The 23,323-nt window shown below is 64.7% G+C and carries 21 protein-coding genes and 2 pseudogenes; 17 read left to right on the forward strand and 6 right to left on the reverse strand.

All coding sequences use genetic code 11. The features are described 5' to 3' along the window. Positions 1-28: 28 nt before the first annotated feature. The 15 genes and pseudogenes from nuoE to ALC15_RS05270 all read left to right on the forward strand — a co-directional run bounded on the left by nuoE (position 29) and on the right by ALC15_RS05270 (position 15,147). Positions 29-640, forward strand: coding sequence for an NADH-quinone oxidoreductase subunit NuoE (gene nuoE, locus ALC15_RS05200; RefSeq protein ID WP_016847752.1), 612 nt, complete (start codon positions 29-31; stop codon positions 638-640). Between the two features lie 47 nt (positions 641-687). Further along, positions 688-852 carry a hypothetical protein gene (locus tag ALC15_RS44705; RefSeq protein WP_094193681.1) on the forward strand — a complete coding sequence of 55 codons (165 nt, stop codon included), beginning with the start codon at positions 688-690 and terminating at the stop codon, positions 850-852. A gap of 19 nt (positions 853-871) precedes the next feature. Continuing rightward, positions 872-2,194: pseudogene (gene nuoF, locus ALC15_RS05210) on the forward strand (NADH-quinone oxidoreductase subunit NuoF). A 9-nt stretch (positions 2,195-2,203) separates the two neighbouring features. Then, positions 2,204-4,279, forward strand: a complete 2,076-nt coding sequence (nuoG, locus tag ALC15_RS05215; RefSeq protein WP_050626364.1) for an NADH-quinone oxidoreductase subunit NuoG — start codon at positions 2,204-2,206, stop codon at positions 4,277-4,279. Positions 4,280-4,289: 10 nt separating this feature from the next. Next, positions 4,290-5,360, forward strand: coding sequence for an NADH-quinone oxidoreductase subunit NuoH (nuoH, locus tag ALC15_RS05220; RefSeq protein WP_050423875.1), 1,071 nt, complete (start codon positions 4,290-4,292; stop codon positions 5,358-5,360). Between the two features lie 7 nt (positions 5,361-5,367). Next, complete coding sequence (nuoI, locus tag ALC15_RS05225; RefSeq protein ID WP_018271854.1) at positions 5,368-5,862, forward strand: NADH-quinone oxidoreductase subunit NuoI; 495 nt, start codon at positions 5,368-5,370, stop codon at positions 5,860-5,862. Between the two features lie 9 nt (positions 5,863-5,871). Then, positions 5,872-6,510, forward strand: coding sequence for an NADH-quinone oxidoreductase subunit J (locus ALC15_RS05230; protein ID WP_021079176.1), 639 nt, complete (start codon positions 5,872-5,874; stop codon positions 6,508-6,510). Next, a complete protein-coding gene (nuoK, locus tag ALC15_RS05235) occupies positions 6,507-6,815 on the forward strand; it encodes an NADH-quinone oxidoreductase subunit NuoK (protein WP_016841823.1) in 309 nt (102 codons plus the stop codon). The genes ALC15_RS05230 and nuoK overlap by 4 nt, the downstream gene beginning before the upstream one ends. Before the next feature lie 8 nt (positions 6,816-6,823). After that, positions 6,824-8,910 (forward strand): annotated as a pseudogene (gene nuoL / locus ALC15_RS05240) (NADH-quinone oxidoreductase subunit L). Continuing rightward, positions 8,911-10,425, forward strand: a complete 1,515-nt coding sequence (locus ALC15_RS05245) for an NADH-quinone oxidoreductase subunit M (protein ID WP_050626365.1) — start codon at positions 8,911-8,913, stop codon at positions 10,423-10,425. It abuts the pseudogene before it with no gap. Positions 10,426-10,436: 11 nt separating this feature from the next. Next, entirely contained in the window at positions 10,437-11,873 is a 1,437-nt protein-coding gene (gene nuoN, locus ALC15_RS05250; RefSeq protein ID WP_050626366.1) for an NADH-quinone oxidoreductase subunit NuoN, read from the forward strand. Between the two features lie 60 nt (positions 11,874-11,933). Next, the gene (locus ALC15_RS05255; protein WP_050626367.1) at positions 11,934-12,740 is read left to right on the forward strand and encodes a biotin--[acetyl-CoA-carboxylase] ligase; all 807 of its coding nucleotides are present in this window, start codon (positions 11,934-11,936) and stop codon (positions 12,738-12,740) included. Then, the gene (locus ALC15_RS05260; protein ID WP_050626368.1) at positions 12,740-14,410 is read left to right on the forward strand and encodes a ribonuclease J; all 1,671 of its coding nucleotides are present in this window, start codon (positions 12,740-12,742) and stop codon (positions 14,408-14,410) included. Before ALC15_RS05255 ends, ALC15_RS05260 begins: the two co-directional genes overlap by 1 nt. Before the next feature lie 41 nt (positions 14,411-14,451). Then, the gene (mce, locus tag ALC15_RS05265) at positions 14,452-14,856 is read left to right on the forward strand and encodes a methylmalonyl-CoA epimerase (RefSeq protein ID WP_016841811.1); all 405 of its coding nucleotides are present in this window, start codon (positions 14,452-14,454) and stop codon (positions 14,854-14,856) included. Between the two features lie 6 nt (positions 14,857-14,862). Next, positions 14,863-15,147 (forward strand): DUF1467 family protein, encoded by a 285-nt coding sequence (locus ALC15_RS05270; RefSeq protein ID WP_050626369.1) that lies wholly within the window; start codon positions 14,863-14,865, stop codon positions 15,145-15,147. Between the two features lie 150 nt (positions 15,148-15,297). Here ALC15_RS05270 and ALC15_RS05275 read toward each other — a convergent pair whose 3' ends face one another. Continuing rightward, positions 15,298-15,537, reverse strand: a complete 240-nt coding sequence (locus tag ALC15_RS05275; protein ID WP_050626525.1) for a PilZ domain-containing protein — start codon at positions 15,535-15,537, stop codon at positions 15,298-15,300. 665 nt (positions 15,538-16,202) lie between these two features. Between ALC15_RS05275 and mtnK the strand changes: the two genes are divergently transcribed. Beyond that, a complete protein-coding gene (gene mtnK / locus ALC15_RS05280; protein WP_050626370.1) occupies positions 16,203-17,510 on the forward strand; it encodes an S-methyl-5-thioribose kinase in 1,308 nt (435 codons plus the stop codon). A gap of 41 nt (positions 17,511-17,551) precedes the next feature. Here the strand turns inward: mtnK and ALC15_RS45405 are convergent, their stop codons facing one another. The 5 genes from ALC15_RS45405 to ALC15_RS05300 all read right to left on the reverse strand — a co-directional run bounded on the left by ALC15_RS45405 (position 17,552) and on the right by ALC15_RS05300 (position 22,266). Continuing rightward, the gene (locus ALC15_RS45405; RefSeq protein WP_244485933.1) at positions 17,552-18,022 is read right to left on the reverse strand and encodes a hypothetical protein; all 471 of its coding nucleotides are present in this window, start codon (positions 18,020-18,022) and stop codon (positions 17,552-17,554) included. 132 nt (positions 18,023-18,154) lie between these two features. Next, entirely contained in the window at positions 18,155-19,189 is a 1,035-nt protein-coding gene (locus ALC15_RS05285; protein WP_050626526.1) for an ABC transporter permease, read from the reverse strand. Positions 19,190-19,201: 12 nt separating this feature from the next. After that, positions 19,202-20,704 (reverse strand): sugar ABC transporter ATP-binding protein, encoded by a 1,503-nt coding sequence (locus tag ALC15_RS05290; RefSeq protein ID WP_050626371.1) that lies wholly within the window; start codon positions 20,702-20,704, stop codon positions 19,202-19,204. 9 nt (positions 20,705-20,713) lie between these two features. Continuing rightward, complete coding sequence (locus tag ALC15_RS05295; RefSeq protein ID WP_050626372.1) at positions 20,714-21,751, reverse strand: sugar ABC transporter substrate-binding protein; 1,038 nt, start codon at positions 21,749-21,751, stop codon at positions 20,714-20,716. A gap of 89 nt (positions 21,752-21,840) precedes the next feature. Next, positions 21,841-22,266, reverse strand: a complete 426-nt coding sequence (locus ALC15_RS05300; RefSeq protein WP_050626373.1) for a globin — start codon at positions 22,264-22,266, stop codon at positions 21,841-21,843. A 457-nt stretch (positions 22,267-22,723) separates the two neighbouring features. Here ALC15_RS05300 and ALC15_RS05305 point away from each other — a divergent pair, with 457 nt between their 5' ends. Beyond that, positions 22,724-23,095, forward strand: a complete 372-nt coding sequence (locus tag ALC15_RS05305; RefSeq protein ID WP_050626527.1) for a DUF2946 family protein — start codon at positions 22,724-22,726, stop codon at positions 23,093-23,095. Positions 23,096-23,323 lie beyond the last annotated feature (228 nt).

Below are 23,323 nucleotides of genomic sequence, written 5' to 3' on the forward strand. Positions count from 1 at the left end.
CACCGCGCGCTAATTGAGAGTTTGATCGATGTCCGTCCGCCGCCTTGCCCCGAAGGAATTGCAGCCCGCGAGCTTCACGTTCACGGACGAGAATCTTGCCTGGGCCAAGAAGCAGATCGAGAAGTACCCGCCGGGCCGCCAGGCTTCGGCCGCGATCGCGATCCTGTGGCGCGTGCAGGAGCAGCATGACGGCTGGGTGTCGGAAGCGGCGATCCGCGCCGTCGCCGACCTGCTCGAGATGCCGCATATCCGGATGCTGGAGATCGCGACCTTCTACACCATGTTCCAGCTCTCGCCGGTCGGCAAGAAGGCGCATGTCCAGGTCTGCGGCACGACGCCGTGCCGGCTGCGCGGCGCCGCCGACCTGATCGAGGTCTGCCAGCATCGCATCCATCACGATCCCTTCCAGCTGTCGAAGGACGGCAACTTCTCCTGGGAAGAGGTCGAGTGCCTCGGGGCCTGCGTGAACGCGCCGATGGTGCTGATCTGGAAGGACACCTATGAGGACCTGACCAAGGAAAGCTTCGGCAAGGTGCTCGACGGCTTTGCCGCCGGCAATCCGCCGAAGCCGGGCCCGCAGATCGACCGTCAGTTCTCGGCGCCCGCAGGCGGGCCGACGACGCTGAAGGAAACCACCTGATGGGGGGCTCTCAGGTGCAGGCAGTGGGGATGGGGAGGGCGGCTTCGATGATGGCTTGGCGCAAGATCGCGCTACACACCGCCGTCGCGGCCGGCTTCATGTTCCTGCTGCAACGTTACGGCCTCAGCGCCACGCTGGAATCCAGCCTGCTGTGGGCCATCGTGTTCGGCGGCTGCGCCGCCGGGCTCGCTTACTCCCAAGCCAATCGGTGATGTTCGGAAAGTTTTGAGCATGCTCGACGACAAGGACCGCATCTTCAAGAACCTCTACGGTCTCCATGATTGGGGCCTCGAGGGCGCGCGCCGCCGAGGCGCCTGGGATGGCACCAAGGGGATTATCGACAAGGGCCGCGACTGGATCATCAACGAGATGAAGGCGTCGGGCCTGCGCGGCCGCGGCGGTGCGGGCTTCCGACCGGCATGAAGTGGTCCTTCATGCCGAAGGAGTCCAAGGACGGTCGTCCGAGCTATCTCGTCGTCAACGCCGACGAGTCCGAGCCCGGCACCTGCAAGGACCGCGAGATCATGCGGCACGATCCGCACCTCCTGGTCGAGGGCTGTCTGCTCGCGAGCTTCGCGATGGGCGCGCATGCCTGTTACGTTTATATCCGCGGCGAGTTCATCCGCGAGCGCGAGCGGCTGCAGGCGGCGATCGACCAGGCCTATGAGGCCAAGCTGGTCGGCAAGGACAACATCAACGGCTGGCCGTTCGACATCTACGTCGCGCACGGCGCCGGCGCCTATATCTGCGGCGAGGAAACCGCGCTGCTGGAGAGCCTCGAGGGCAAGAAGGGCCAGCCGCGGCTGAAGCCGCCGTTCCCGGCCAATGTCGGTCTCTATGGCTGCCCGACCACCGTCAACAATGTCGAGTCGATCGCGGTCGCACCCGACATCCTGCGCCGCGGCGCCGCCTGGTTCGCCGGTATCGGCGGCCGAACAATGTCGGCACCAAGCTGTTCTGCATCTCCGGTCACGTCGAGCGGCCCTGCAACGTCGAAGAGGCGATGGGCATCCCGTTCCGTGAGCTGATCGAGAAGCACTGCGGCGGCATCCGCGGCGGCTGGGACAATCTGAGGCCGTGATCCCCGGCGGCTCGTCGGTGCGCATGGTGCCGGCCGAGCAGATCATCGACACGCCGATGGATTTCGACAGCTTGAGCAAGCTGCGCTCGGGCCTCGGCACCGCGGCCGTCATCGTGATGGACAAGTCGACCGACCTGATCCGGGCGATCGCGCGCATCTCCTATTTCTACAAGCACGAGAGCTGCGGCCAGTGCACGCCGTGCCGCGAGGGCACGGGGTGGATGTGGCGCGTGCTGACCCGCATGGCCGACGGCCGCGCCCACAAGCGCGAGATCGACATGCTGCTCGAGGTCACCAAGCAGGTCGAGGGTCACACGATCTGCGCGCTCGGCGACGCTGCGGCGTGGCCGATCCAGGGTCTGATTGCGCATTTCCGTCACGAGATCGAAGAGCGCATCGATCAGTATTCGCACAAGGCCGATCTCGACGATCAGGGCGTTCGTGATCCCGTCCACATGGTCGCGGCGGAGTAGAGAAGAGACATGAGCAAGATCATCGTCGATGGCAAAGAGATCGATGTGCCGCCGGAGTACACGCTGTTGCAGGCGTGCGAGGCGGCCGGCGCCGAGATTCCGCGCTTCTGCTATCACGAGCGGCTGTCGATCGCCGGGAATTGCCGGATGTGCCTGGTCGAGGTGAAAGGCGGCCCGAAGCCGGTCGCAAGCTGCGCCTGGGCCGTGCGCGACTGCCGTCCGGGCCCGAAGGGCGAGCCGCCGGAGATCTCGACCCGTTCGCCGATGGTCAAGAAGGCGCGCGAAGGCGTGATGGAGTTCCTGCTGATCAACCATCCGCTGGACTGCCCGATCTGCGATCAGGGCGGCGAGTGCGATCTGCAGGACCAGGCGATGGGCTACGGCGTCGACACCAGCCGCTTCGCCGAGAACAAGCGCGCGGTCGAGGACAAGTATCTCGGCGCGCTGGTCAAGACCTCGATGAACCGCTGCATCCAGTGCACGCGCTGTGTCCGCTTCTCCGCCGAAGTCTGCGGCGCCCCGGAAATGGGCGCGACCGGTCGCGGCGAGGACATGGAGATCACCACCTATCTGGAGCATGCGCTGAGCTCGGAGCTGCAGGGCAATCTCGTCGATATCTGCCCGGTCGGCGCGCTGACCTCGAAGCCCTATGCATTCGCGGCGCGGCCCTGGGAGCTCGGCAAGACGCAGTCGGTCGACGTCATGGACGGCGTCGGCTCGGCCATCCGCGTCGACACCCGCGGCCGCGAGGTGATGCGCATCCTGCCGCGTATCAACGAGGCCGTGAACGAGGAGTGGATCTCCGACAAGACCCGCCACGTCGTCGACGGCCTGCGCACGCAGCGCCTCGACCGGCCCTATGTGCGTGAGAACGGCCAGCTCAGGCCTGCGACCTGGCAGGAAGCCTTTGCCACCATCGCCGCCAAGGCCGGCCGCACCGACGGCAAGCGGATCGGCGCCATCGCGGGCGATCTCGCCGCGGTCGATGAAATGTATGCGCTGAAGGAGCTATTGGCGAAGTTCGGCTCGGTCAATCTGGCGGTGCAGGGCGGCGACGCGTTCGACGCCAAGGCCGGCCGCGGCTCCTACATTTTCAACCCGACCATCGCCGGCATCGACCAGGCCGACGCGATCCTGATCATCGGCTCGCATCCGCGCAAGGAAGCCGCGGTGCTGAATGCGCGGATCCGCAAGCGCTGGCGCACCGGCGGCCTCAAGGTCGGCATGATCGGCGCCAAGTCCGATTTCACCTACGACCATGAATACCTCGGCGCGGGCACCGACACGCTGGCCGATCTTGCGGCCGGCAAGCACTCGTTTGCCGACGTGCTCAAGAACGCGCAGCACCCGATCATCCTGGTCGGCCCTGGCGCTTACACCAGGCATGACGGCGCAGCGGTGCTGGCGCAAGCCGCCAAGCTCGCGGTCGATGTCGGCGCGCTGAAGGACGGCTGGAACGGCTTTGCCGTGTTGCAGGACACCGCCTCGCGTGCCGGTGCGCTCGACATCGGCTTCTCGCCTGCGGCCGGCGGCCTGACCACCGCGCAGATGACGACCTTCGGCACGCTCGACGTGCTGTTCCTGCTCGGCGCCGACGAGATCAAGGCGCCGGACGGCACCTTCGTGGTCTATATCGGCACCCATGGCGATCAGGGCGCGCACCGCGCCGACGTCATCCTGCCGGGCGCCGCCTATACCGAGAAGTCCGGCATCTACGTCAACACCGAGGGGCGGGCGCAGATCGCGAACCGTGCCGCGTTCCCGCCGGGTGAGGCCCGCGAGGACTGGGCGATCATCCGCGCGCTGTCCGACGTGCTCGGCAAGAGGCTGCCGTTCGACTCGCTGCAGGCGTTGCGCCAGGCGATGTTCAAGACCTCGCCGCATTTGATGCGGCTCGACCAGATCGAGGCCGGCAAGGCTGATGACGTCAAGGCGTTGGCCGGCAAGGGCGGCAGCGTCGACAAGGCGGCCTTCAAGCCGACCGTCGAGGACTTCTATCTGACCAACCCGATCGCGCGGGCCTCTGCCGTGATGGCGGAATGCTCGCGGCTGGCGTCGGGCCGAATGCTGACGGCAGCGGAGTGAGCGTGACCTGATGGCTGAATTCTTCGCAAGCTCGTTCTGGACCGGCTTCCTCTGGCCGCTGATCATCATGGTCGCGGAGAGCCTGTTGCTGCTGGTCGTGCTGCTGATCGCGATCGCCTACATCCTGCTTGCCGACCGCAAGATCTGGGCGGCGGTGCAGATCCGCCGCGGCCCCAACGTGGTCGGCCCGTTCGGATTGCTGCAATCCTTCGCCGACCTGCTGAAATTCGTGTTGAAGGAGCCGGTGATTCCGTCCGGCTCCAACAAGGGCGTGTTCCTGCTCGCACCGCTGGTGTCGTGCATCCTGGCGCTGGCCGCCTGGGCCGTGATCCCGTTCGATCTCGGCTGGGTGATTTCCGACATCAATGTCGGCATTCTCTACATCTTCGCGATCTCGTCGCTGTCGATCTACGGCATCATCATGGCCGGCTGGTCGTCGAACTCGAAGTACCCGTTCCTCGCCGCGCTGCGCTCGGCGGCGCAGATGGTGTCCTATGAAGTCTCGATCGGCTTCGTGATCATCACCGTGCTGCTCTGCGTCGGTTCACTGAATCTCTCGGCGGTGGTCGAAGCGCAGAACACCCGCGGTCTGGCGCACCTGATCGGCCTGCCGCAGCTCACCATCCTGAACTGGTATGTGTGGCCGCTGTTCCCGATGTTCGTGGTGTTCTACGTCTCGGCGCTCGCCGAAACCAACCGCCCGCCGTTCGACCTGGTCGAAGCCGAATCCGAGCTGGTTGCCGGCTTCATGACCGAGTACGGCTCGACGCCGTATCTGCTGTTCATGCTCGGCGAGTACGTCGCGATCACCACGATGTGCGCGCTGGCGTCGATCCTGTTCCTGGGCGGCTGGCTGCCGCCGGTCAACCTGCCGCCGTTCACCTGGATCCCGGGCATCGTCTGGTTCGCCCTGAAGGTGTTCTTCATGTTCTTCATGTTCGCGATGGCGAAGGCGATCGTGCCGCGCTACCGCTACGATCAACTGATGCGGCTCGGCTGGAAGGTGTTCCTGCCGCTGTCGCTGGCGATGGTGGTGATCGTGGCCGGCGTGCTGCAGTTCGCCGGCATCGCGCCGAAGTGAGGCCGTCATGAGTGTCAATGTCAACGCAACAGCCCGCTCGCTCCTGCTCTCGGAATTCGTCTCGGCGTTCTTCCTGGCGATGCGCTATTTCTTCCAGCCGAAGCCGACGCTGAACTATCCGTTCGAGAAGGGGCCGATCTCGCCGCGCTTCCGCGGCGAGCACGCGCTGCGCCGCTATCCGAATGGTGAAGAGCGCTGCATCGCCTGCAAGCTGTGCGAGGCGATCTGCCCGGCGCAGGCGATCACGATCGAGGCCGGTCCGCGCCGCAACGACGGCACCCGCCGCACGGTGCGCTACGACATCGACATGGTGAAGTGCATCTATTGCGGCCTGTGCCAGGAGGCATGCCCGGTCGACGCCATCGTCGAGGGACCGAATTTCGAATTCGCGACCGAGACCCGCGAGGAACTCTACTATGACAAGGCGAAGCTGCTCGCCAATGGCGACCGCTGGGAGCGCGAGATCGCGAAGTCGATCGCGCTCGACGCGCCGTACCGGTGAGGTGAGGGCATGATCCTTCCGGCGCTGTTCTTCTATCTGTTTGCCGCGGTCTGCGTGGCCTCGGCGGTCATGGTGATTGTCTCGCGCAATCCCGTGCACTCCGTGCTGTTCTTGATCCTGGCCTTCGTTAACGCGGCCGGGCTTTTCATCCTGATGGGCGCCGAGTTCCTCGGGATGATGCTGATCGTGGTCTATGTCGGCGCGGTCGCGGTGCTGTTCCTGTTCGTGATCATGATGCTCGACGTCGATTTCGTCGAGCTGCGCGAAGGCTTCATCCAGTATCTGCCGATCGGCATCGTGATCGGCGGCATCTTCCTGTTCGAGCTGCTGCTCGTGGTCGGCGCCTGGGTAATCAACCCGCAGGTGACCAAGACGATCACGGCCGCGATCCCGACCAATGTCAGCAACACCGAGGCGCTCGGCCTCGTGCTCTATACGAAGTACATCCATTACTTCCAGCTCGCCGGCATGGTGCTGCTGGTCGCGATGATCGGCGCCATCGTGCTGACGCTGCGCCACAAGGCCAACGTCAAGCGGCAGAACATCAACGTTCAGAACGCGCGCACGCCCGAGATGGCGATGGCGATGCGCAAGGTGGCGTCGGGGCAGGGCCTGCAGGATGCCGATGCGGCGGAGTGGGTGAAATGACGATCGGGCTCGGGCATTACCTCGCGGTCGCCGCGATCCTGTTCACGCTCGGGATCCTCGGCATCTTTCTCAACCGCAAGAACATCATCGTCATCCTGATGTCGATCGAGCTGATCCTGCTCTCGGTCAACATCAATCTGGTGGCGTTCTCGACCTTCCTCGGCGACATCGTCGGCCAGGTGTTCGCGCTCTTGGTGCTGACGGTGGCGGCGGCCGAGGCCGCGATCGGTCTCGCCGTGCTGGTGGTGTATTTCCGAAACCGCGGTTCGATCGCGGTTGAAGACGTCAATCTGATGAAGGGCTAGGCGCAGTCATGGTTCAGGCAATTGTCTTCCTGCCTCTGCTGGGCGCCATCCTCGCAGGCATTATCGCTCTGACCGGCGCGCACGCGCGCTGCCCGAGCGGCGACACCGTCGATCACCACGACGACGCGCATGGCGATGCCCATGCTTCCGACGCTCATGCGTCGGCGGCGCACGACGATCACGGCCATGACGATCATGGCCACGACGACCATCACGTCTCCGAGCCGCCGGCGGCGGGGTCCCGGTTGGCCGAGCTGATCACGACGGGCTTGCTGTTCGTCTCGGCGGCGCTGTCCTGGTTCACGCTGGTCGATGTCGGCTTCATGCACCATGCGCTCGCGTCGTGCTGCTGCCCTGGATCACCTCGGGCGACCTCCAAGTGGCCTGGACGCTTCGCGTCGACACCCTGACCGCCGTGATGCTGGTCGTGGTCAACACCGTGTCCGCGCTCGTCCACCTCTACTCCATCGGCTATATGGACGAGGACCCGAACCGGCCGCGCTTCTTCGGCTATCTCTCGCTGTTCACCTTCGCGATGCTGATGCTGGTGACCTCCGACAATCTCGTGCAGCTGTTCTTTGGCTGGGAGGGCGTCGGTCTCGCGAGCTACCTGCTGATCGGCTTCTGGTACCAGAAGCCATCGGCCAACGCGGCCGCGATCAAGGCCTTCGTGGTCAACCGCGTCGGCGACTTCGGCTTCGCGCTCGGCATCTTCTCGATCTATGCGCTGGTCGGCTCGACCGATTTCGAGACCATCTTCCATGCCGCGCCGGGATTGACCGGCAAGACCATCGACTTCTTCGGATGGCACCCTGACGCGCTCACCTTGACCTGCCTGTTCCTGTTCATGGGCGCGATGGGCAAGTCGGCGCAGTTCCTGCTGCACACCTGGTTGCCGGACGCGATGGAAGGCCCGACCCCGGTGTCGGCGCTGATCCACGCCGCGACCATGGTCACCGCCGGCGTCTTCATGGTGGCGCGGCTGTCGCCGCTGTTCGAGCTGTCGCCGACCGCGCAGGCGGTCGTGATGTTCTTCGGTGCGACCACGGCGTTCTTCGCCGCCACGATCGGCCTCGTGCAGAACGACATCAAGCGGATCGTCGCATACTCGACGTGTTCGCAGCTCGGCTACATGTTCGTGGCGATGGGAGCAGGGGCCTATTCGGTCGGCATGTTTCATCTGTTCACGCACGCCTTCTTCAAGGCGCTGCTGTTCCTGGGCTCCGGCTCGGTGATCTACGCGATGCACCACGAGCAGGACATCCGCAACATGGGTGGTCTGTGGCGCAAGATTCCGTACACCTTCGCGGTGATGTGCATCGGCACCTTGGCGTTGACCGGCTTCCCGCTGTTCGCCGGTTATTTCTCCAAGGACGCGATCATCGAATCGGCCTATGCCGCGCACAATCCGTTCGCGACCTACGCCTATCTCTTGACGATCGTGGCCGCCGGCCTGACCTCGTTCTACTCCTGGCGTCTGATCTTCAAGACGTTCTTCGGCGAGCCGCACGACCAGAAGCACTACGAGGCGGCGCATGAGAGCCCGGTCTGGATGCTGGTGCCGATCGGCGTGCTTGCCGCCGGCTCGATCCTGGCCGGCCTGCCGTTCAAGGAAGTGTTCGCCAGCCCGCATGGCGTCGAGGAGTTCTTCCGCGAGTCCATTAAGATGAACCCGCACATCCTCGAGGACATGGAGCACATGCCGAGCTGGCTCGCGCCGCTGCCCACCGTGATGATGGCGCTCGGCCTGTTCGTCTCGTATCTGTTCTACATCCGCAGGCCGTATCTGCCGGTCGAGCTCGCGAACCAGCAGCCGATGCTGTACCAGTTCCTGCTCAACAAATGGTACTTCGACGAGCTGTACGACTGGATCTTCGTGCGTCCGGCGAAGTGGCTTGGCTACACGCTGTGGAAGAAGGGCGACGGCTTCATCATCGACGGCTTCGGTCCCGATGGCGTCTCGGCCCGCGTACTCGACATCACCCGCAATGTCGTGAAATTGCAGACCGGCTACCTCTATCACTACGCCTTCGCGATGCTGATCGGAGCCGCCGGATTGATCACCTGGTTCATGTTCGGCTTGGGAGGCCAGTAAATGACAACCTGGCCCATCCTTTCGGTCACGACCTTCCTGCCGGCGGTCGGCGCGATCCTGGTCTATCTCCTGGCGCGGGGCGGCGACGAGAGCGCCAACCGCACGGCGCGCTGGATCGCGCTGTGGACCACGCTGATCACCTTCGCGGTGTCGCTGATCCTGGTCGCGCGCTTCGACCCGGCCTCGACCGATTTCCAGTTCGTCGAGAAGGCGTCCTGGCTCGCCACCGGCATCACCTACCACATGGGCGTCGACGGCATCTCGCTGCCACTGATCATCCTGACCACCGCGATCATGCCGCTCTGCATCATCGCGAGCTGGAAGTCGGTGACGCAGCGCGTCGGCGAATACATGATGGCGTTCCTGATCCTGGAAACGCTGATGGTCGGCACCTTCTCGGCGCTCGACCTCGTGCTGTTCTATCTGTTCTTCGAGGGCGGCCTGATCCCGATGTTCCTGATCATCGGCGTCTGGGGCGGCCCGCGCCGGGTCTACGCGTCGTTCAAGTTCTTCCTCTACACGTTCCTCGGCTCGGTCCTGATGCTGCTCGCCATCATGGCGCTGTACTGGAACGCCGGCACCACCGACATCCCGACCCTGATGCACACCGCGGTGCCGCGGTCGATGCAGACCTGGGCGTGGCTCGCCTTCTTCGCCTCGTTCGCGGTGAAGATGCCGATGTGGCCGGTACACACCTGGCTGCCTGACGCGCACGTCGAGGCACCGACGGCCGGCTCGGTGATCCTGGCCGCGATCCTCCTGAAGATGGGTGGCTACGGCTTCCTGCGCTTCTCGCTGCCGATGTTCCCGTTGGCCAGCCACGACTTCGCGCCGTTCGTGTTCACGCTGTCTGTCATCGCCATCATCTACACCTCGCTGGTGGCGATGATGCAGGAGGACATGAAGAAGCTGATCGCGTACTCCTCGGTCGCGCATATGGGCTTCGTCACCATGGGCATCTTCGCGGTGACCACCCAGGGCGTCGCCGGCGGCATGTTCCAGATGGTCTCGCACGGCATCGTCTCCGGCGCGCTGTTCCTCTGCGTCGGCGTCGTCTACGACCGCATGCACACCCGCGAGATCGCGGCCTATGGCGGGCTCGTCAACCGGATGCCGCTCTATGCGATGACCTTCATGGTCTTCACCATGGCCAATGTCGGTCTGCCGGGCACGAGCGGCTTCGTCGGCGAGTTCATGACGCTGCTCGGCACCTTCAAGATCTCGCTGCCGACGGCATTCTTCGCCACCACGGGCGTGATCCTGTCGGCCTGTTACGCGCTCTGGCTCTACCGCAAGGTGGTGTTCGGCGCGTTGGTCAAGCCGTCGCTGATGTCGATCAAGGATCTCACCTTCCGCGAATGCGTGACGCTGTTCCCGCTGATCGCGCTGACTATCCTGTTCGGCGTCTATCCGAAGCCGGTGCTCGATATGTCGGCCGCCTCGGTGCAGCAACTCGTCAACAATTACCAAACCGCCGTGACTGCCGTGAAGGCAGCCGCGCTGGTTACGCAGTAAGGCCGTAGCCCATGAGCTTTTCCAGTGCAGGTTATCAGTTGCAGCCGGTGCTGCCGGAGCTGGTGCTCGCGGTCGGCGCCATGGTGCTGTTGATGATCGGAGCCTATCGCGGGCAGGGGACGACGCGCCTCGTCACCACGCTCGCGGTGCTGCTGCTGGTCGTGACCGGCGCGCTGGAGCTCTGGCTGCCGGCCGGCAAGCTCGTGACCTTCGGCGGCAGCTTCATCGTCGACGACTTCGCCCGCTTCCTGAAGGTCCTCGCTCTGATCGCGTCGGCGGCTACGCTGATCCTGTCGACCGAATACCTCTCCCAGCCGTCGAGCCGCACCTTCGAGTTCTCGATCCTGGTGCTGCTGTCGACGCTCGGCATGATGGTGCTGATCTCGGCCGGCGACCTGATCGCGCTCTATCTCGGCCTCGAGCTGATGAGCCTTGCGCTCTATGTCGTCGCCGCCAGCCAGCGCGACAACGCCAAGTCGAGCGAGGCGGGCCTGAAGTATTTCGTGCTCGGCGCGCTGTCGTCGGGGATGCTGCTGTACGGCGCCTCACTGATCTACGGCTTCACCGGCACGGTTTCGTTCGCCGGCATCGCGGCGGCCGCCACAACCGGCAGCATCGGCATCGTGTTCGGCCTGGTGTTCCTGCTCGCGGGCCTCTGCTTCAAGGTCTCGGCGGTGCCGTTCCACATGTGGACGCCCGACGTCTATGAGGGCGCGCCGACCCCGGTGACGGCGTTCTTCGCGTCCGCGCCGAAGGTCGCGGCGCTCGCGGTGTTTACCCGGGCGACGCTGACCGCGTTCCCCGGCATCGTCAGCCAGTGGCAGCAGATCCTGGTATTCGTGGCGATCGCCTCGATGGCGCTGGGCTCGTTCGCCGCAATCGGCCAGACCAACATCAAGCGCCTGATGGCCTATTCATCGATCGGCCATATGGGCTTTGCGCTGGTCGGACTTGCCTCCGGCACGGTCGAGGGCGCGCAGGGCGTGCTGATCTACATCGCGATCTATGTCGCGATGACGCTCGGCTCCTTCAGCATCATCCTGGCGATGAAGCGCAACGGCCAGGCGCTGGAGCAGATCAGCGATTTCGCCGGCCTGTCCCGCACCAACCCGCTGATCGCCTTCATCTTCGCGATGCTGCTGTTCTCGTTGGCCGGCGTTCCGCCGCTCGCCGGTTTCTTCGGCAAGTGGTACGTGTTCGTCGCCGCGATCAAGGCTAACCTGTTCACGCTGGCGGTGATCGGCGTGCTGACCAGCGTGGTGGGCGCGTTCTACTATCTGTCGATCGTCAAGGTGATGTATTTCGACCAGCCGCTCGGCAAGCTCGACCCGGTCCGTGTCGAGCTGCGCACCGTGCTGGCGGTCGCAGGCATCTTCAACATCTTCTTCTTCGCCTATCCGGGCCCGCTGGTCAGCGTGGCCACTGCGGCGGCGAAGTCGCTGTTCTGATGCGTATGGTTCCGAAACGGGATGCTGGCTTTCGGAACGGATCATGCGCATAACTCCGATATGACCTTCAAGCTCGGACCCCGGGCCATTGCGGCGGGCACCAAACTCGCCGCCTTCGATCAGATCGGCTCGACCAATGCCGAGGCGATGCTGCGCGCCCGCGACGGCGAGCAGGGGCCGATGTGGTTCGTGACGACCGAGCAGACCGCGGGCCGCGGGCGGCGCCAGCGGGTCTGGATCGCGCCACGCGGCAACCTTGCCAGCAGCATTCTCGAATCGATGGACGTGCCGCCGGCCGTTGCTGCGACGCTCGGTTTTGTCGCCGGGCTGTCGGAGGCGGCCGCCCTGGAGCAGGTCAGCGTCGAGGCGGCGCTTCGTCTCGGTTCTGACCGGCCGAGATATGCGTTGAAGTGGCCCAACGACGTGCTCGCAGGCGGTGCGAAGCTGGTCGGCATCAATATGGAAGCCGAAGCCGTCGGTAACCGCCTCGTGGTCGTTGTCGGCATCGGCACCAATGTCGTCGCGGCACCCGAGGGCACGCCGACACCCGCGGTGTCGCTGGCCGATCTCGGGGTCCAGATCAGTGCTGAGGAGCTGTTCATGGCGTTGTCCGATGCCTGGGTCGAGTTCCGCGGCATCTGGGACGACGGCCGCGGCTTTGCCGAAATCCGCCGGCGCTGGCTCGAGCGCGCGGCCGGGCTCGGCGGTGAGGTCGCGGTCAATACCGGCTCGGCCACCATCGAGGGCATTTTTGAGACCATCGACGAGACCGGCTGTCTGATCGTGGCCACGGCCGAGGGCAAGCGCGTTCCGGTCGCCGCCGGCGAGGTCTATTTCGGCACCGCGGCCTCGGTGAGGGCGAACTGATGGCGCGACCCGACGAGCTCACCTTTGCACCACTCGGCGGCGTCGGCGAGATCGGCATGAACTTGTCGATCTACGGCCTCGGCAACCGCCACCAGCGCTCGTTCCTCGCGGTCGATCTCGGCGTCTCCTTCGGCGACGAGGAGCATCTGCCGGGCATCGACCTGATCATGCCGGACGTCCGCTTCCTGGAGAAGGAGCGCAACAACCTGATGGGCCTCGTGCTGACGCACGCCCATGAGGATCATTTCGGCGCGATCATCGATCTCTGGCCGAAGCTCGGCTGCAAGATCTACGCAACCCAGTTCAGCGCGGCGCTGTTCGAGGCCAAATGCGCCGCCGAGCGCAACCCGCCGAAAATCCCGGTCACGGTAATTCCGTCGGGCGGGCGGGTCGACATCGGCCCGTTCAATGTCGAATTCATCCCGGTCGCACATTCGATTCCGGAATCGCACGCGCTGGCGATCAAGACCGATGTCGGCACCGTGCTGCACACCGGCGACTGGAAGATCGATCCGACCCCGATCATCGGCCAACCGACCGACGAGCGGCGGCTGCGCGAGCTCGGCGACGAAGGCGTGCTGGCGCTGGTCGGCGATTCCACCAACGCGGTGCGCGACGGGCGCTCGCCCTCGGAGACCGAGGTTGCGGCCACGATCAAGAAGCTGGTCAAGGCGGCCAAGGGCCGGGTTGCGGTCACGACCTTCGCCTCCAACGTCGCCCGGGTGAGGGCGGTGGCGGATGCTGCGAACGCCGCCGATCGCGAGGTCGTGGTGGTCGGTCGCGCCATGGAGCGCGTGGTGCAGGTCGCGCGTGAATGCGGCTATCTCGACGCCTCGCACAAGTTCCGCGGCACCGACTATTACGGCCATTTCCCGCCCGACAAGGTGCTGGCGCTGTGCACCGGCAGCCAGGGCGAACCCCGCGCCGCGCTGGCCCGGATCGCCAACAACGACCATCCCCAGGTGACGTTGAACAAGGGCGACACCGTGATCTTCTCCTCGCGCACCATTCCCGGCAACGAGAAGGCGGTCGGCGGCATCATCAACGGGCTGGTGACGCAGGGCGTCGAAATCATCACCGACCGCGAGCACCTCGTGCACGTCTCCGGCCATCCGCGTCGCGACGAGCTGCGCGACATGATCTCCTGGGTGCGGCCGCAGCTCCTGATCCCGGTGCATGGCGAGGCGCTGCATCTTGCCGAGCACGCCAAGCTGGCGCGCGCGGCCGGCGTGCCGAAAGTCTTGACCTGCCGCAATGGCGACTTGATCAAACTCGGGCCCGGCGAGCCCGGCATCATCGGCGAAGTGCCGGCGGGCCGGCTCTACAAGGATGGCACCATCCTGGAGGATTCCAAGTCACGAGCCGTGGTCGAGCGGCGGCGGATGGGCTTCGCCGGCTGCGCCTTCGTCGCCATCGCGATGACCCAGCAGGGCGAAATGGCCGACGATCCCGAGGTTGATCTGGTCGGCATGCCGGAGAACAATGCCGCCGGCGAATTGCTCGACGACATCGTGTTCGACGTGGTGGTCTCGACGATCGAGGGCCTGCCGAAGCCAAGGCGCCGCGATCCCGATGCGCTGGGAGAATCGGTGCGCCGGGCGGTGCGGGCCGCGCTGAGCGAGCAGTGGGGCAAGAAGCCGATCTGCATCGTGCACGTTCTGACGGTTTGACAAGCGGCTTCGAACCGCGCGCTTGGACAAGGGAGAAAGAGATGCTGGGACGGCTCAATCACGTCGCGATCGCGGTCAAGGACGCCAAGCAGGCCGCGAAGATCTACGGCACCGCCTTCAACGCCGAGATTTCCGATGCCGTGCCGCTGCCGGAGCATGGTGTCATCACCGTGTTCGTGACGCTACCGAACACCAAGATCGAATTCATCGAGCCGCTCGGCGAGGCCTCGCCGATCGCGAAGTTCGTGGAACGCAATGCCGACGGCGGCATCCACCACGTCTGTTACGACGTGCCCGATATCATCGCGGCGCGCGACCGCATGATCGCCGAGGGCGCCCGGGTGCTCGGCGACGGCCAGCCGAAGATCGGCGCGCACGGCAAGCCGGTGCTGTTCTTCCACCCCAAGGACTTTTCCGGCGCTTTGGTCGAGATCGAACAGGCCTGAGGCCACATGGCGTACCAGATCTCCACCAGCCTTGCGGTCTACTTCGTGCTGTGGTGGCTCGTGCTGTTCCTGACGCTGCCGTTCGGCATACGCAGCCAGCACGAGGATGGCGTCGGCGCGCCCGGCACCGACCCCGGCGCGCCGATCCTGGCGCGGATGGGCCGCAAGCTGTTGTTGACCACGCTGATCTCGGCGGTGATTTTCGCGATCGCGATGTGGGCGTATTATTCCGGCTATCTCTCGGTCGAGCGGCTGTCGCGTCTGATGGGGATGCCCGAGTTTCACAACTGACGCAGTAATGTCGCTTGCATGAGCCACCGGGTCGCGCGCCCGATGACCGGATCCGCAACACGCGGGAACACTTTCTCGAGGTATCGCCTGGCCCACCCGGGCTATGCCCCTGGGGCGGAGCCGGAACGAAACCTGCGACGGTCCTGAGGACTATGTGAACCTGACCCCGATGCGGCGCTCCCTGCGCCAGGCGACCCGGCATGGACGGTTGGTGTGATCGCCGGGAAGCACAAGGTTGAAGGTTTCGGGGATTCCGACCGGGCTGGTGACTTCGAGCGCGGCGCCGGTCTCAGAGATGTTCCGGATCACGCAGTCGATGGCGCCGCCGTTGAATTCGATGGTGCCGGGCTTGAGCACGCGATGGCGGAGCGCCCCGCGGCTGTTTTGCATGACCAGGTCTGGTTTAGCCGCCACTGCTTGGCCGCCCGCCTGCTTCTGCAGTCCTTCCGCATGGCGTGTCGCCACAGCGATCTGCTCGTCGGTCAGGGTCGGCCTCAGCCGGCCCCAGGCAAGCTTGAAGCGGACCTGACCATCCTTGAAATCGATCGCAGGACCTCTGTCGCCGTTCGTGGGCGGCCGGCCATAGACGTTGCAGCCCCACCACCATTGCCGGCTGTCCTGCTGCCGCATGATCCTGCCGACCGGGAGGCCGCGCCAGATCACTTCATAGTCGTCGTCCTGCTGGACGCCATCGACCATGGTGGGACGCAGCGAAATGGTCTCAGTGTCGTCGGTCATCGTGCGACTTGCTTGCGGTCGATGCCTGTGCCGCGGTTCGACAAGTTTCGACGCCCGCAGGTTACATCCGGCGTGACGGGACGCAAATCCCGTCCCGCACGGACATTCCGCCACGGGATACGACTGGAAACATTGACATGAACTTTCAGGAATGAGGGGGACTGTTTGGGTTGAAATGGAACATCGCAGGCTATGCGCTGGCCGCCGGCATCATTTGCTGTAACTATGATCCTTCCAGGTGGAAGCCGGCACCGGCGTGATCCCGGAACGGGAGCAAGGATCAACCTCGCCCCGAGGCAATCGAAGGAGGGGCCACCATGAACCTGCAGGCGCAACCGGGCTCTTCCGGGGCCAGTCAGTATCGAATCCTGCGCGAGGCCGACCTGCGGGGCTATCTCGCTGGGCTTCCGGCCATCGTGACCCAGCTCGGCGGTGCGCCGGCCGACTGGTCGATCAGCGAGGTCGGTGACGGCAATCTCAACCTCGTCTTCATCGTCAAGGGCACGGGCGGGGGCCTCGCCGTCAAGCAGGCGCTACCCTATGTGCGGCTGGTCGGCGAGAGCTGGCCGCTGCCGCTGTCGCGGGCGCACTACGAACATCTGGCGCTGGTGCATCAGGCGCGGCTGGCGCCAAGCCTCGTGCCGGCGGTGCTGCATCACGACGCGCCGCTCGCGCTCACCGCGATGGAGCTGCTCGAGCCGCACATCATCATGCGCAAGGGCCTGATCGGAGCGACGCGCTACCCGCGCTTCGTCGAGGATATCTCGACCTTTCTGGCGCAGACGCTGTTCTTCTCGTCCGATCTGGCACTGTCGGCGGCAGACAAGAAGGAAGGGATCGCGGCATTTGCGGGCAACCATGCGCTCTGCAAGATCACCGAGGACCTGATCTTCACCGATCCGTACCGCATCGCTGAGCAGAACCGCTGGACCGCGCCGTATCTCGAAGCGACCGCGGCGGCGTTCCGCCAGGATCTCGACCTCCACGTCGCGATCTCCAGGCTGAAGCTGAAGTTCATGGCAAGCCCGGAGGCACTGCTCCATGGCGACCTGCACACCGGCTCGATCATGGTCACCGAAGGTGAGACGAAGGTGATCGATCCCGAGTTCGCGTTCTATGGCCCGATGGGGTTCGACATCGGCGCCGTCATCGGCAATCTGCTGATGGCCTACCTGGCCTCAGCCGGCCATGAGCGCTCGCCGGGCGAGCGCGCATCGTTCGAAGCCTGGCTGCTGGAAACCATCGAGGGCGTCTGGACGGAATTTTCCCGCAAGTTTCTCGCGCTGTGGCGCAGCGAGGCGAAGGGCGACGGCTATCCGGTGTCGCTGTTCGCGGGTGAGGCGGGCGCCGCGCGGCTGGAGGCGGAACGGCAGGCCTACATGGCGCGGCTGTTCCACGACACCGTCGGCTTCGCCGCGGCCAAGACCATACGCCGTATCCTCGGCCTCGCGCATAACATCGATTTCGAATGGATCGCCGACGAGAAGCAGCGCGCGATCTGCGAGGCGCGGGCCCTCAAGCTCGCCCGCAACATGATGCTGGAGACAGCATCCTTTACGACGATCGGCAGCGTCACTTACGCCGCGCGCGAGCTGCGCCACTGGCAGCCGGATTTTGCCAGATGAACCGGAAGTAGCGATAGTCGTGTAACCCGCAGCGGCATCGACTAACTTTCGGCCGGACGCACGAAACAGAGAATGCCGGCCTCAGGCGTGAAGCAAACCACGGCGCGGTTCGTCGGGTTGTCGGTTCTGTTGATGATCCTGTTCGGTGGGACTCGTAGCCAGAATGGCGACGACAGCTTCCAGCGGCTATCGATCAGTACCTCGTAGCCGTCCCGATCCTGCCGGAACTCAACCGTTCGGCAGTCTGCAATCGAGCAGCACGACGCACCGGTGTCCGGTTGCTTCAGGCCCTCAAACCATGGGGCAAGCGCGGGATTCGGGTTGTCGGGCGGCGCTGCTGTTGCGGCCTGACTGAGGGCAACTCCGACTGCAACGGCGATTGTCCTGCCGAACCTCCCGTATATCTGCCGATGTGCCGCTGATGCTGACAAAGGGTAACCCTCCGCTGCCCCCCAGATTAGCGTCGGCTCGGCGGGCTTGTTCGGAAATCTTCGACGCAATTGCTGCAGCATCCCTCAGCTGTCAGGTGATGACACCGACTAGTGTCGCGAGCACGCCACATATTCCGTGGTCGTCCCGGCCTTCGCCGGGACGACGCCGTGATTGGGGCCGCGCGCGAGCAAGTTGCCAGAATACTAACGTACCTAGTCCGCCGCTTGCTCCCGCAGCCGCTGCGCGTAGACATTGATGATCAGCGCCGCGAGCAGGATCAGGCCGCGGATCAGGATCTTAAGGAAGCTGTCGATATTAACGTGGTCGAGGCCGTTGTTGAGCACGCCGAGCACGAACAGGCCGACGATCGTGTTGCCGATGCCGCCGCGGCCGCCGAACAGGCTGGTGCCACCGACCACCACGGCCGCGATCGAGTCCAGCAGATAGGTGTCGAACTCGTTCTGCTGCGCGCTGCCGAAATGGGCGACGCCGAGCATGCCGCCGATCCCCGAGCAAACCGCCGAGATCACCATCACGCTGCCGAGGATGAGCTTGACATTGAGACCGGCAAATTCGGCGGCCTCGCGGTTGCCGCCGACCATGTAGACATAGCGGCCGAACCGCGTGTAGGTCAGCACCAGATGGCCGCCGAGCAGCATCACCGCCGCGACGATCACGATCCAGGGGATGCCGCCGATCGAGCCTGAGCCGAGCGTCGTGATCAGGTCCGGCACCTTGTAGGCGATCTGTCCGCGCACCAAAAGCGCCGAGACGCCGGCCGCGATCTGCATCATGGCGAGCGTCATGATGAAGGAGGGGATGCCGATCAAGGTCAGCCCCAGCGCGTTGACCAGGCCGAGCAGCGCGCACAGCGCCAGCGCCAGCAGGATCGCGACGATCCCCGGCATCGGGACGTTGGCGATGTTGACGTAGGATTCCTGCAGCGTGAAGTACGCCACCGCGATGCCGGTGACGTTGGCGATGCTGGCGATCGACAGGTCGATCTCCGCGCACAGGATCACGAAGGTGAGGCCGACCGCGATGATCCCGGTGACCGACACCTGGGTCAGGATGTTGCCGACATTATCGATGGTCGCAAACGACGGGCTCGCGATCGCGAAGAAGGCGCTGAGGAAGATCAACGTCAGGAACGGCGCGATGTTGCGCATCTGCGAGCGCAGGAAGGAAGCCAGCCCGCGCGGCCGCTTGTGATCCGCAGGTGCCGTCGCGCTGTCACTGCTTGCCATCATTCCACTCCATCAGGCCGCTTCCAGCAGCCGATCCTTGCTCACGGCCTCGCCGGCGAATTCGCGCACCACCGCGCCGCGCTTCAGCACCAGGATCCGGTCGGCCAGCGACAGCACCGTCTCCGGCTCGGTCGACAGCACGATGATAGCGAGTCCCTTGGCGCGGAGATCGCGTACGATATTGATCACGTCATTCTTGGCGCCGACATCCATGCCGCGGGTCGGCTCGCACAGCACCAGCAGGCGCGGCGGGTAGGTCAGCCATTTCGCCAGCGCCACCTTTTGCTGGTTGCCGCCGGAGAGCATGCCGAGATCGAGGCCGACCATTGGCGGCCTGATCTGCAATTGCTCGACTTGGCGCTGGGCGATGGCGCGCTCGCGCACCGGCTTGAGCAGCAGCGCCGAGATCCGGTCCAGGATGCTGATCGAGATGTTCTTATAGACCGGCTCCTGATGGAACAGCATCGCGCGCCGGCTCTCCGGCACCAATGCGACGCCGGCCCGCCGCGCTGCCGCGGTGCTGCGGAAGGTTTTCGCGGCGCCGTCGACCGCAAGCGTACCGCCGTCCGGCTTGAGCTTGCCGAACAGGATGCGGGAGAGCTCCAACTGCCCGCAGCCCATGAAGCCATAGATGCCGAGCACTTCGCCGGCGCGGGCCTCGAACGAGACGTCCTGGAGGGTGCGGCCGAGCGAAAGCTGGTCCACCTTCAGGACGGCCGAGCCGGCGCCTGCTTGGGGGAGCATGAGGTCATCGGTGTAGCTGTGCTCCAGCGCCTCGCCGCCGCGGCCGATCATGGCCTCGATCAGCGCGCCCTTGGTGGTGTCGGCGGATGCGGTCTCGGCGATCTTGCGGCCGTTGCGGAACACGGTCACCACGTCGGAGACCCGCAGGATGTCCTCGATGAAATGCGAAATGAAGACGATGCTGGTGCCTTCGTTGCGGAGCTTGTGCAGCGTCGCGAAAAGGCGTTCGACCTCGGGTGGGGAGAGCGCGGAGGTCGGCTCATCCAGGATGATGATGCGCGCGCCGGAGAACAGCACGCGGGCGATCTCGATCAGCTGCTGCAACCCGATCGGCAGGTCGCCGAGCCGCGTCATCGGATCGACGTCGATGCCGAAGCGGGCGAGTTGCTCGCCGGCCTCGCGCGCCATCCGTCGCCACTGCACGAAGCCGAGGCGGTTGGTCGGCTGGTTGCCGAGGAAGACGTTCTCGGCGACGGTGAGATCCGGGGCGACGCTGAGCTCCTGATGCACCATGCCGATGCCGGCGGCATGCGCGTCGCGGGTGGAGCGGAACCGGGTCTCCTTGCCATCGAGCATGAAGCGGCCGGAGAACTCCGGGTGCACGCCGGCGATGATCTTCATCAGCGTGCTTTTGCCGGCGCCGTTCTCGCCGACGAGACCGTGGATCTCGCCGGCGTGCAGCGCGAAGTCGACCCCACGAAGGGCTTCGACACCGCCGAAGGCCTTCGTGATCTGGTTCAACTCGAGGATCGGGGAGCGTCCCTGCGACATGAGGCCCGCTCAGATCAGGAAGTGATCCTCCATCCATTGCATGCCGGCGGCGTTGGCCTTGGTCACGACGGGACCGTCGGTCACGACGTTCTTCGGAATGCCCTGGCCGCTCTTCTCGCCGCCGACCACGGCGGCGACGCCTGCCACGATCGCACCACCATGAATGCGGCAGGACGGATTGCGCACGGTCGCGAACATGCGGCCCTCGCTGACCGCCTGGATCGCCGGCGGCATGGCGTCGACGCCGCCGATCAGGATGTTGGTGCGGTTGCGCGCCTTCATGATGTTGTAGGCCGCGAGCGCCATGTCGTCGTTATGGAAGAACGCCGCGTCGATCTGCGAATACTTCGTCAGATAGGTTTCCCAGAGCCGGGCGGTCTTGGAGACGTCCCAGTCGGCGGGCTGGGTATCCAGCACTTCGATGTTCGGGAACTGCTTCACGACCGAGTTGAAGCCCTTGGCACGGCCCTGCGCGCCGGTGTGGCCGAGCGCGCCCTGGGTCATGATGACCTTGCCCTTGCCGCCGATCGCGTTGCACAGCGCCTGCGTCACCGATGCGCCCATGAATTCGTTATCGGGCGCGAGGAACGAATGGACGTTGATCTGATCGAGCGGAGCAATCAGCGTGTCCATGTCGATCACGGGGGTCCCGGCGTCGATCATCTTCTGCACCGGCTGGGTCAGCGTGCCGATGCCGAACGCTTGGATCGCGACGAAGTCCCATTTCTGCGAGGCCATGTTGTCGATCGCGGCGCGCTGCTTGACGGCGTCGAGCTGGCCGTCGAACCAGGTGACCTCGACGTTGAACAACTTGCCCCAGAACTCGGCGGCCTGCTTGCCCTGGGCGCACCACGTCGCCTGCAGGCCGGCATTGGAGAACGCGGCCTTCAGCGGCTTTTCCGATCGTCCCATTTCAGCTGCGAGCGCGGACGTGGTCACGCCCATTCCGCCGAACAGGCCGGCCGCCGCTCCACCTGCCGCCGCCATCTGCAGAAGGTCGCGCCGCGTCGTCGACGCCTTGTCCATCCCCTTGTCGGTGCCTGGCATTATTTGCTCCCTCTTTCATTTTTCTGACCGTCGGCGTCAGTTGCACGCGCCGCGGATAAAGGGAGTGTGTCACAATCGGAACGGAGACGCTACGCCCCGTCGTCCACGAGATGTTTCTGCTGCAGCACGATGGCCTCGATGTCGCGGAGCAGCTTGTGCCACGCAACATCGATCTCTTGCGACCATTGCTCGCCGAGAATGTCACGCAGGCAGTCGGCAATCACCGCGAAGAATACAACGAACAGATCGCGTGGCGTCCCGTAGGCGTCGTGCGAGCACACCTCCGATTCGATCAGGCGAAAATGCCCGCGACGTTCGCCTGCGAAATCGAGGATGGCTTCGATCGTCAACGCCAGCATCGAGCCTTTCACCGGCTCGCTGCCTTCAGCGCGAAACATCGCCTGCGCCTCGGGATGCTCGCGAAACAAGCGTCGATACACATGCGGCGTCAGATCGTCGCAAACCGCAGCGGCAAGTTCGAAACTATGTTCGATCGGATTCGATGATGAGGTCATTGCTCGATGCGATCATCACATAAAAAAGAGCAGGGCGCCAAGCCCTGCTCCAAAAATTGTGTCGACCCTATTTGCCCCAAAAATTCGATTTGATCTTGATTGATGGGGTGACGCTGCTTGTGCGCGTCGGGCTCCTCCCGAGACTTGGACCACCAGGACACACCTTGCGGCTGACCTGCGCGGGAATTGGTAGACTATCTTTCCAGCCTTGTCATCATTTTCGGCAACGATTGTTCAAATTTCGAGCAGTTTGCGAAATGATTGGGATGGCGCCACGGCCGGTTATGACATTCGTGTGAAAACCCGTGACGGGGTAAGGAGATACGACCGCTTGTGAGGCGGCCGCGACATTAACGTCACGTCCGGCAAATTCCGTGAGCTGGAAGAAGCGAGGCATTTCGGCGATCTCGACTTTCGACGCCCTTGGTGGTTAGTTCCGTTCCGGATGGGTTTTGCGATGCGCCGGCGGCTGAAGAATTTTCTGCCAATAGTCCTGGTTGCCCTGTTGGTGCAGATTTTTGCACCGATCGGGGCCTGCTGGGCGACAAGCCTTGCCGCGTCGGATCCGCTCGCGGCGGCGACCATCTGCCACGGCGATGTCGGCTCAGGCGGCGGGCAGGGTGACCAGACCGGTCATGACGCCCATGATGGCTGCTGCTCGGCCTGCAGCGTGCTGCAGACCGGTGCACCGGTTGATCACCCGCAGGTTGCGGCTAGCGCCGTCGAACGGATGCCGAGCCGGATCGCTTGGCTTGATTTCGCCTCAGACCTTGATCGTTCGCCGGCCGGCTTCACGGCACAAGCCCGCGCTCCGCCGCTGTTTTCCTGACGACGTTCTCGCTGCCGGTCGCGCGTGTCGCGCCGGCGAGTGCCCTTGAGCAAGCCGGCCAGAGAGCCGGTGTCAGGATTCATCCATGTTTCGGTTTCATGCCATCGGTGGCGTGAGCGTCGCTGCCATTCAGGCCGCGTTGCTGGCGTCTGCTGACATGGCTCATGCACAAAACGGCGAACCGGGGATATTGCCACCCGTCACCGTCGAGGCGCCGCCCCCGGCCAG

It is taken from the genome of Bradyrhizobium viridifuturi (assembly GCF_001238275.1).
GTDB lineage: Bacteria > Pseudomonadota > Alphaproteobacteria > Rhizobiales > Xanthobacteraceae > Bradyrhizobium > Bradyrhizobium viridifuturi.

Coding starts and splice junctions, on each gene's coding strand:
- ALC15_RS44705 (WP_094193681.1), top strand. CDS start 688: ATGATGGCTTGGCGCAAGATCGCGCTACACACCGCCGTCGCGGCCGGC.
- ALC15_RS05295 (WP_050626372.1), bottom strand. CDS start 21,751: ATGCCAGGCACCGACAAGGGGATGGACAAGGCGTCGACGACGCGGCGC.
- ALC15_RS05260 (WP_050626368.1), top strand. CDS start 12,740: ATGGCGCGACCCGACGAGCTCACCTTTGCACCACTCGGCGGCGTCGGC.
- nuoH (WP_050423875.1), top strand. CDS start 4,290: ATGGCTGAATTCTTCGCAAGCTCGTTCTGGACCGGCTTCCTCTGGCCG.
- mtnK (WP_050626370.1), top strand. CDS start 16,203: ATGAACCTGCAGGCGCAACCGGGCTCTTCCGGGGCCAGTCAGTATCGA.
- nuoE (WP_016847752.1), top strand. CDS start 29: ATGTCCGTCCGCCGCCTTGCCCCGAAGGAATTGCAGCCCGCGAGCTTC.
- ALC15_RS45405 (WP_244485933.1), bottom strand. CDS start 18,022: ATGCTGCAGCAATTGCGTCGAAGATTTCCGAACAAGCCCGCCGAGCCG.
- ALC15_RS05290 (WP_050626371.1), bottom strand. CDS start 20,704: ATGTCGCAGGGACGCTCCCCGATCCTCGAGTTGAACCAGATCACGAAG.
- ALC15_RS05270 (WP_050626369.1), top strand. CDS start 14,863: ATGGCGTACCAGATCTCCACCAGCCTTGCGGTCTACTTCGTGCTGTGG.
- mce (WP_016841811.1), top strand. CDS start 14,452: ATGCTGGGACGGCTCAATCACGTCGCGATCGCGGTCAAGGACGCCAAG.
- ALC15_RS05230 (WP_021079176.1), top strand. CDS start 5,872: ATGATCCTTCCGGCGCTGTTCTTCTATCTGTTTGCCGCGGTCTGCGTG.
- nuoN (WP_050626366.1), top strand. CDS start 10,437: ATGAGCTTTTCCAGTGCAGGTTATCAGTTGCAGCCGGTGCTGCCGGAG.
- ALC15_RS05300 (WP_050626373.1), bottom strand. CDS start 22,266: ATGACCTCATCATCGAATCCGATCGAACATAGTTTCGAACTTGCCGCT.
- nuoI (WP_018271854.1), top strand. CDS start 5,368: ATGAGTGTCAATGTCAACGCAACAGCCCGCTCGCTCCTGCTCTCGGAA.
- nuoK (WP_016841823.1), top strand. CDS start 6,507: ATGACGATCGGGCTCGGGCATTACCTCGCGGTCGCCGCGATCCTGTTC.
- ALC15_RS05245 (WP_050626365.1), top strand. CDS start 8,911: ATGACAACCTGGCCCATCCTTTCGGTCACGACCTTCCTGCCGGCGGTC.
- ALC15_RS05255 (WP_050626367.1), top strand. CDS start 11,934: ATGACCTTCAAGCTCGGACCCCGGGCCATTGCGGCGGGCACCAAACTC.
- ALC15_RS05275 (WP_050626525.1), bottom strand. CDS start 15,537: ATGCAAAACAGCCGCGGGGCGCTCCGCCATCGCGTGCTCAAGCCCGGC.
- ALC15_RS05305 (WP_050626527.1), top strand. CDS start 22,724: ATGCGCCGGCGGCTGAAGAATTTTCTGCCAATAGTCCTGGTTGCCCTG.
- nuoG (WP_050626364.1), top strand. CDS start 2,204: ATGAGCAAGATCATCGTCGATGGCAAAGAGATCGATGTGCCGCCGGAG.
- ALC15_RS05285 (WP_050626526.1), bottom strand. CDS start 19,189: ATGGCAAGCAGTGACAGCGCGACGGCACCTGCGGATCACAAGCGGCCG.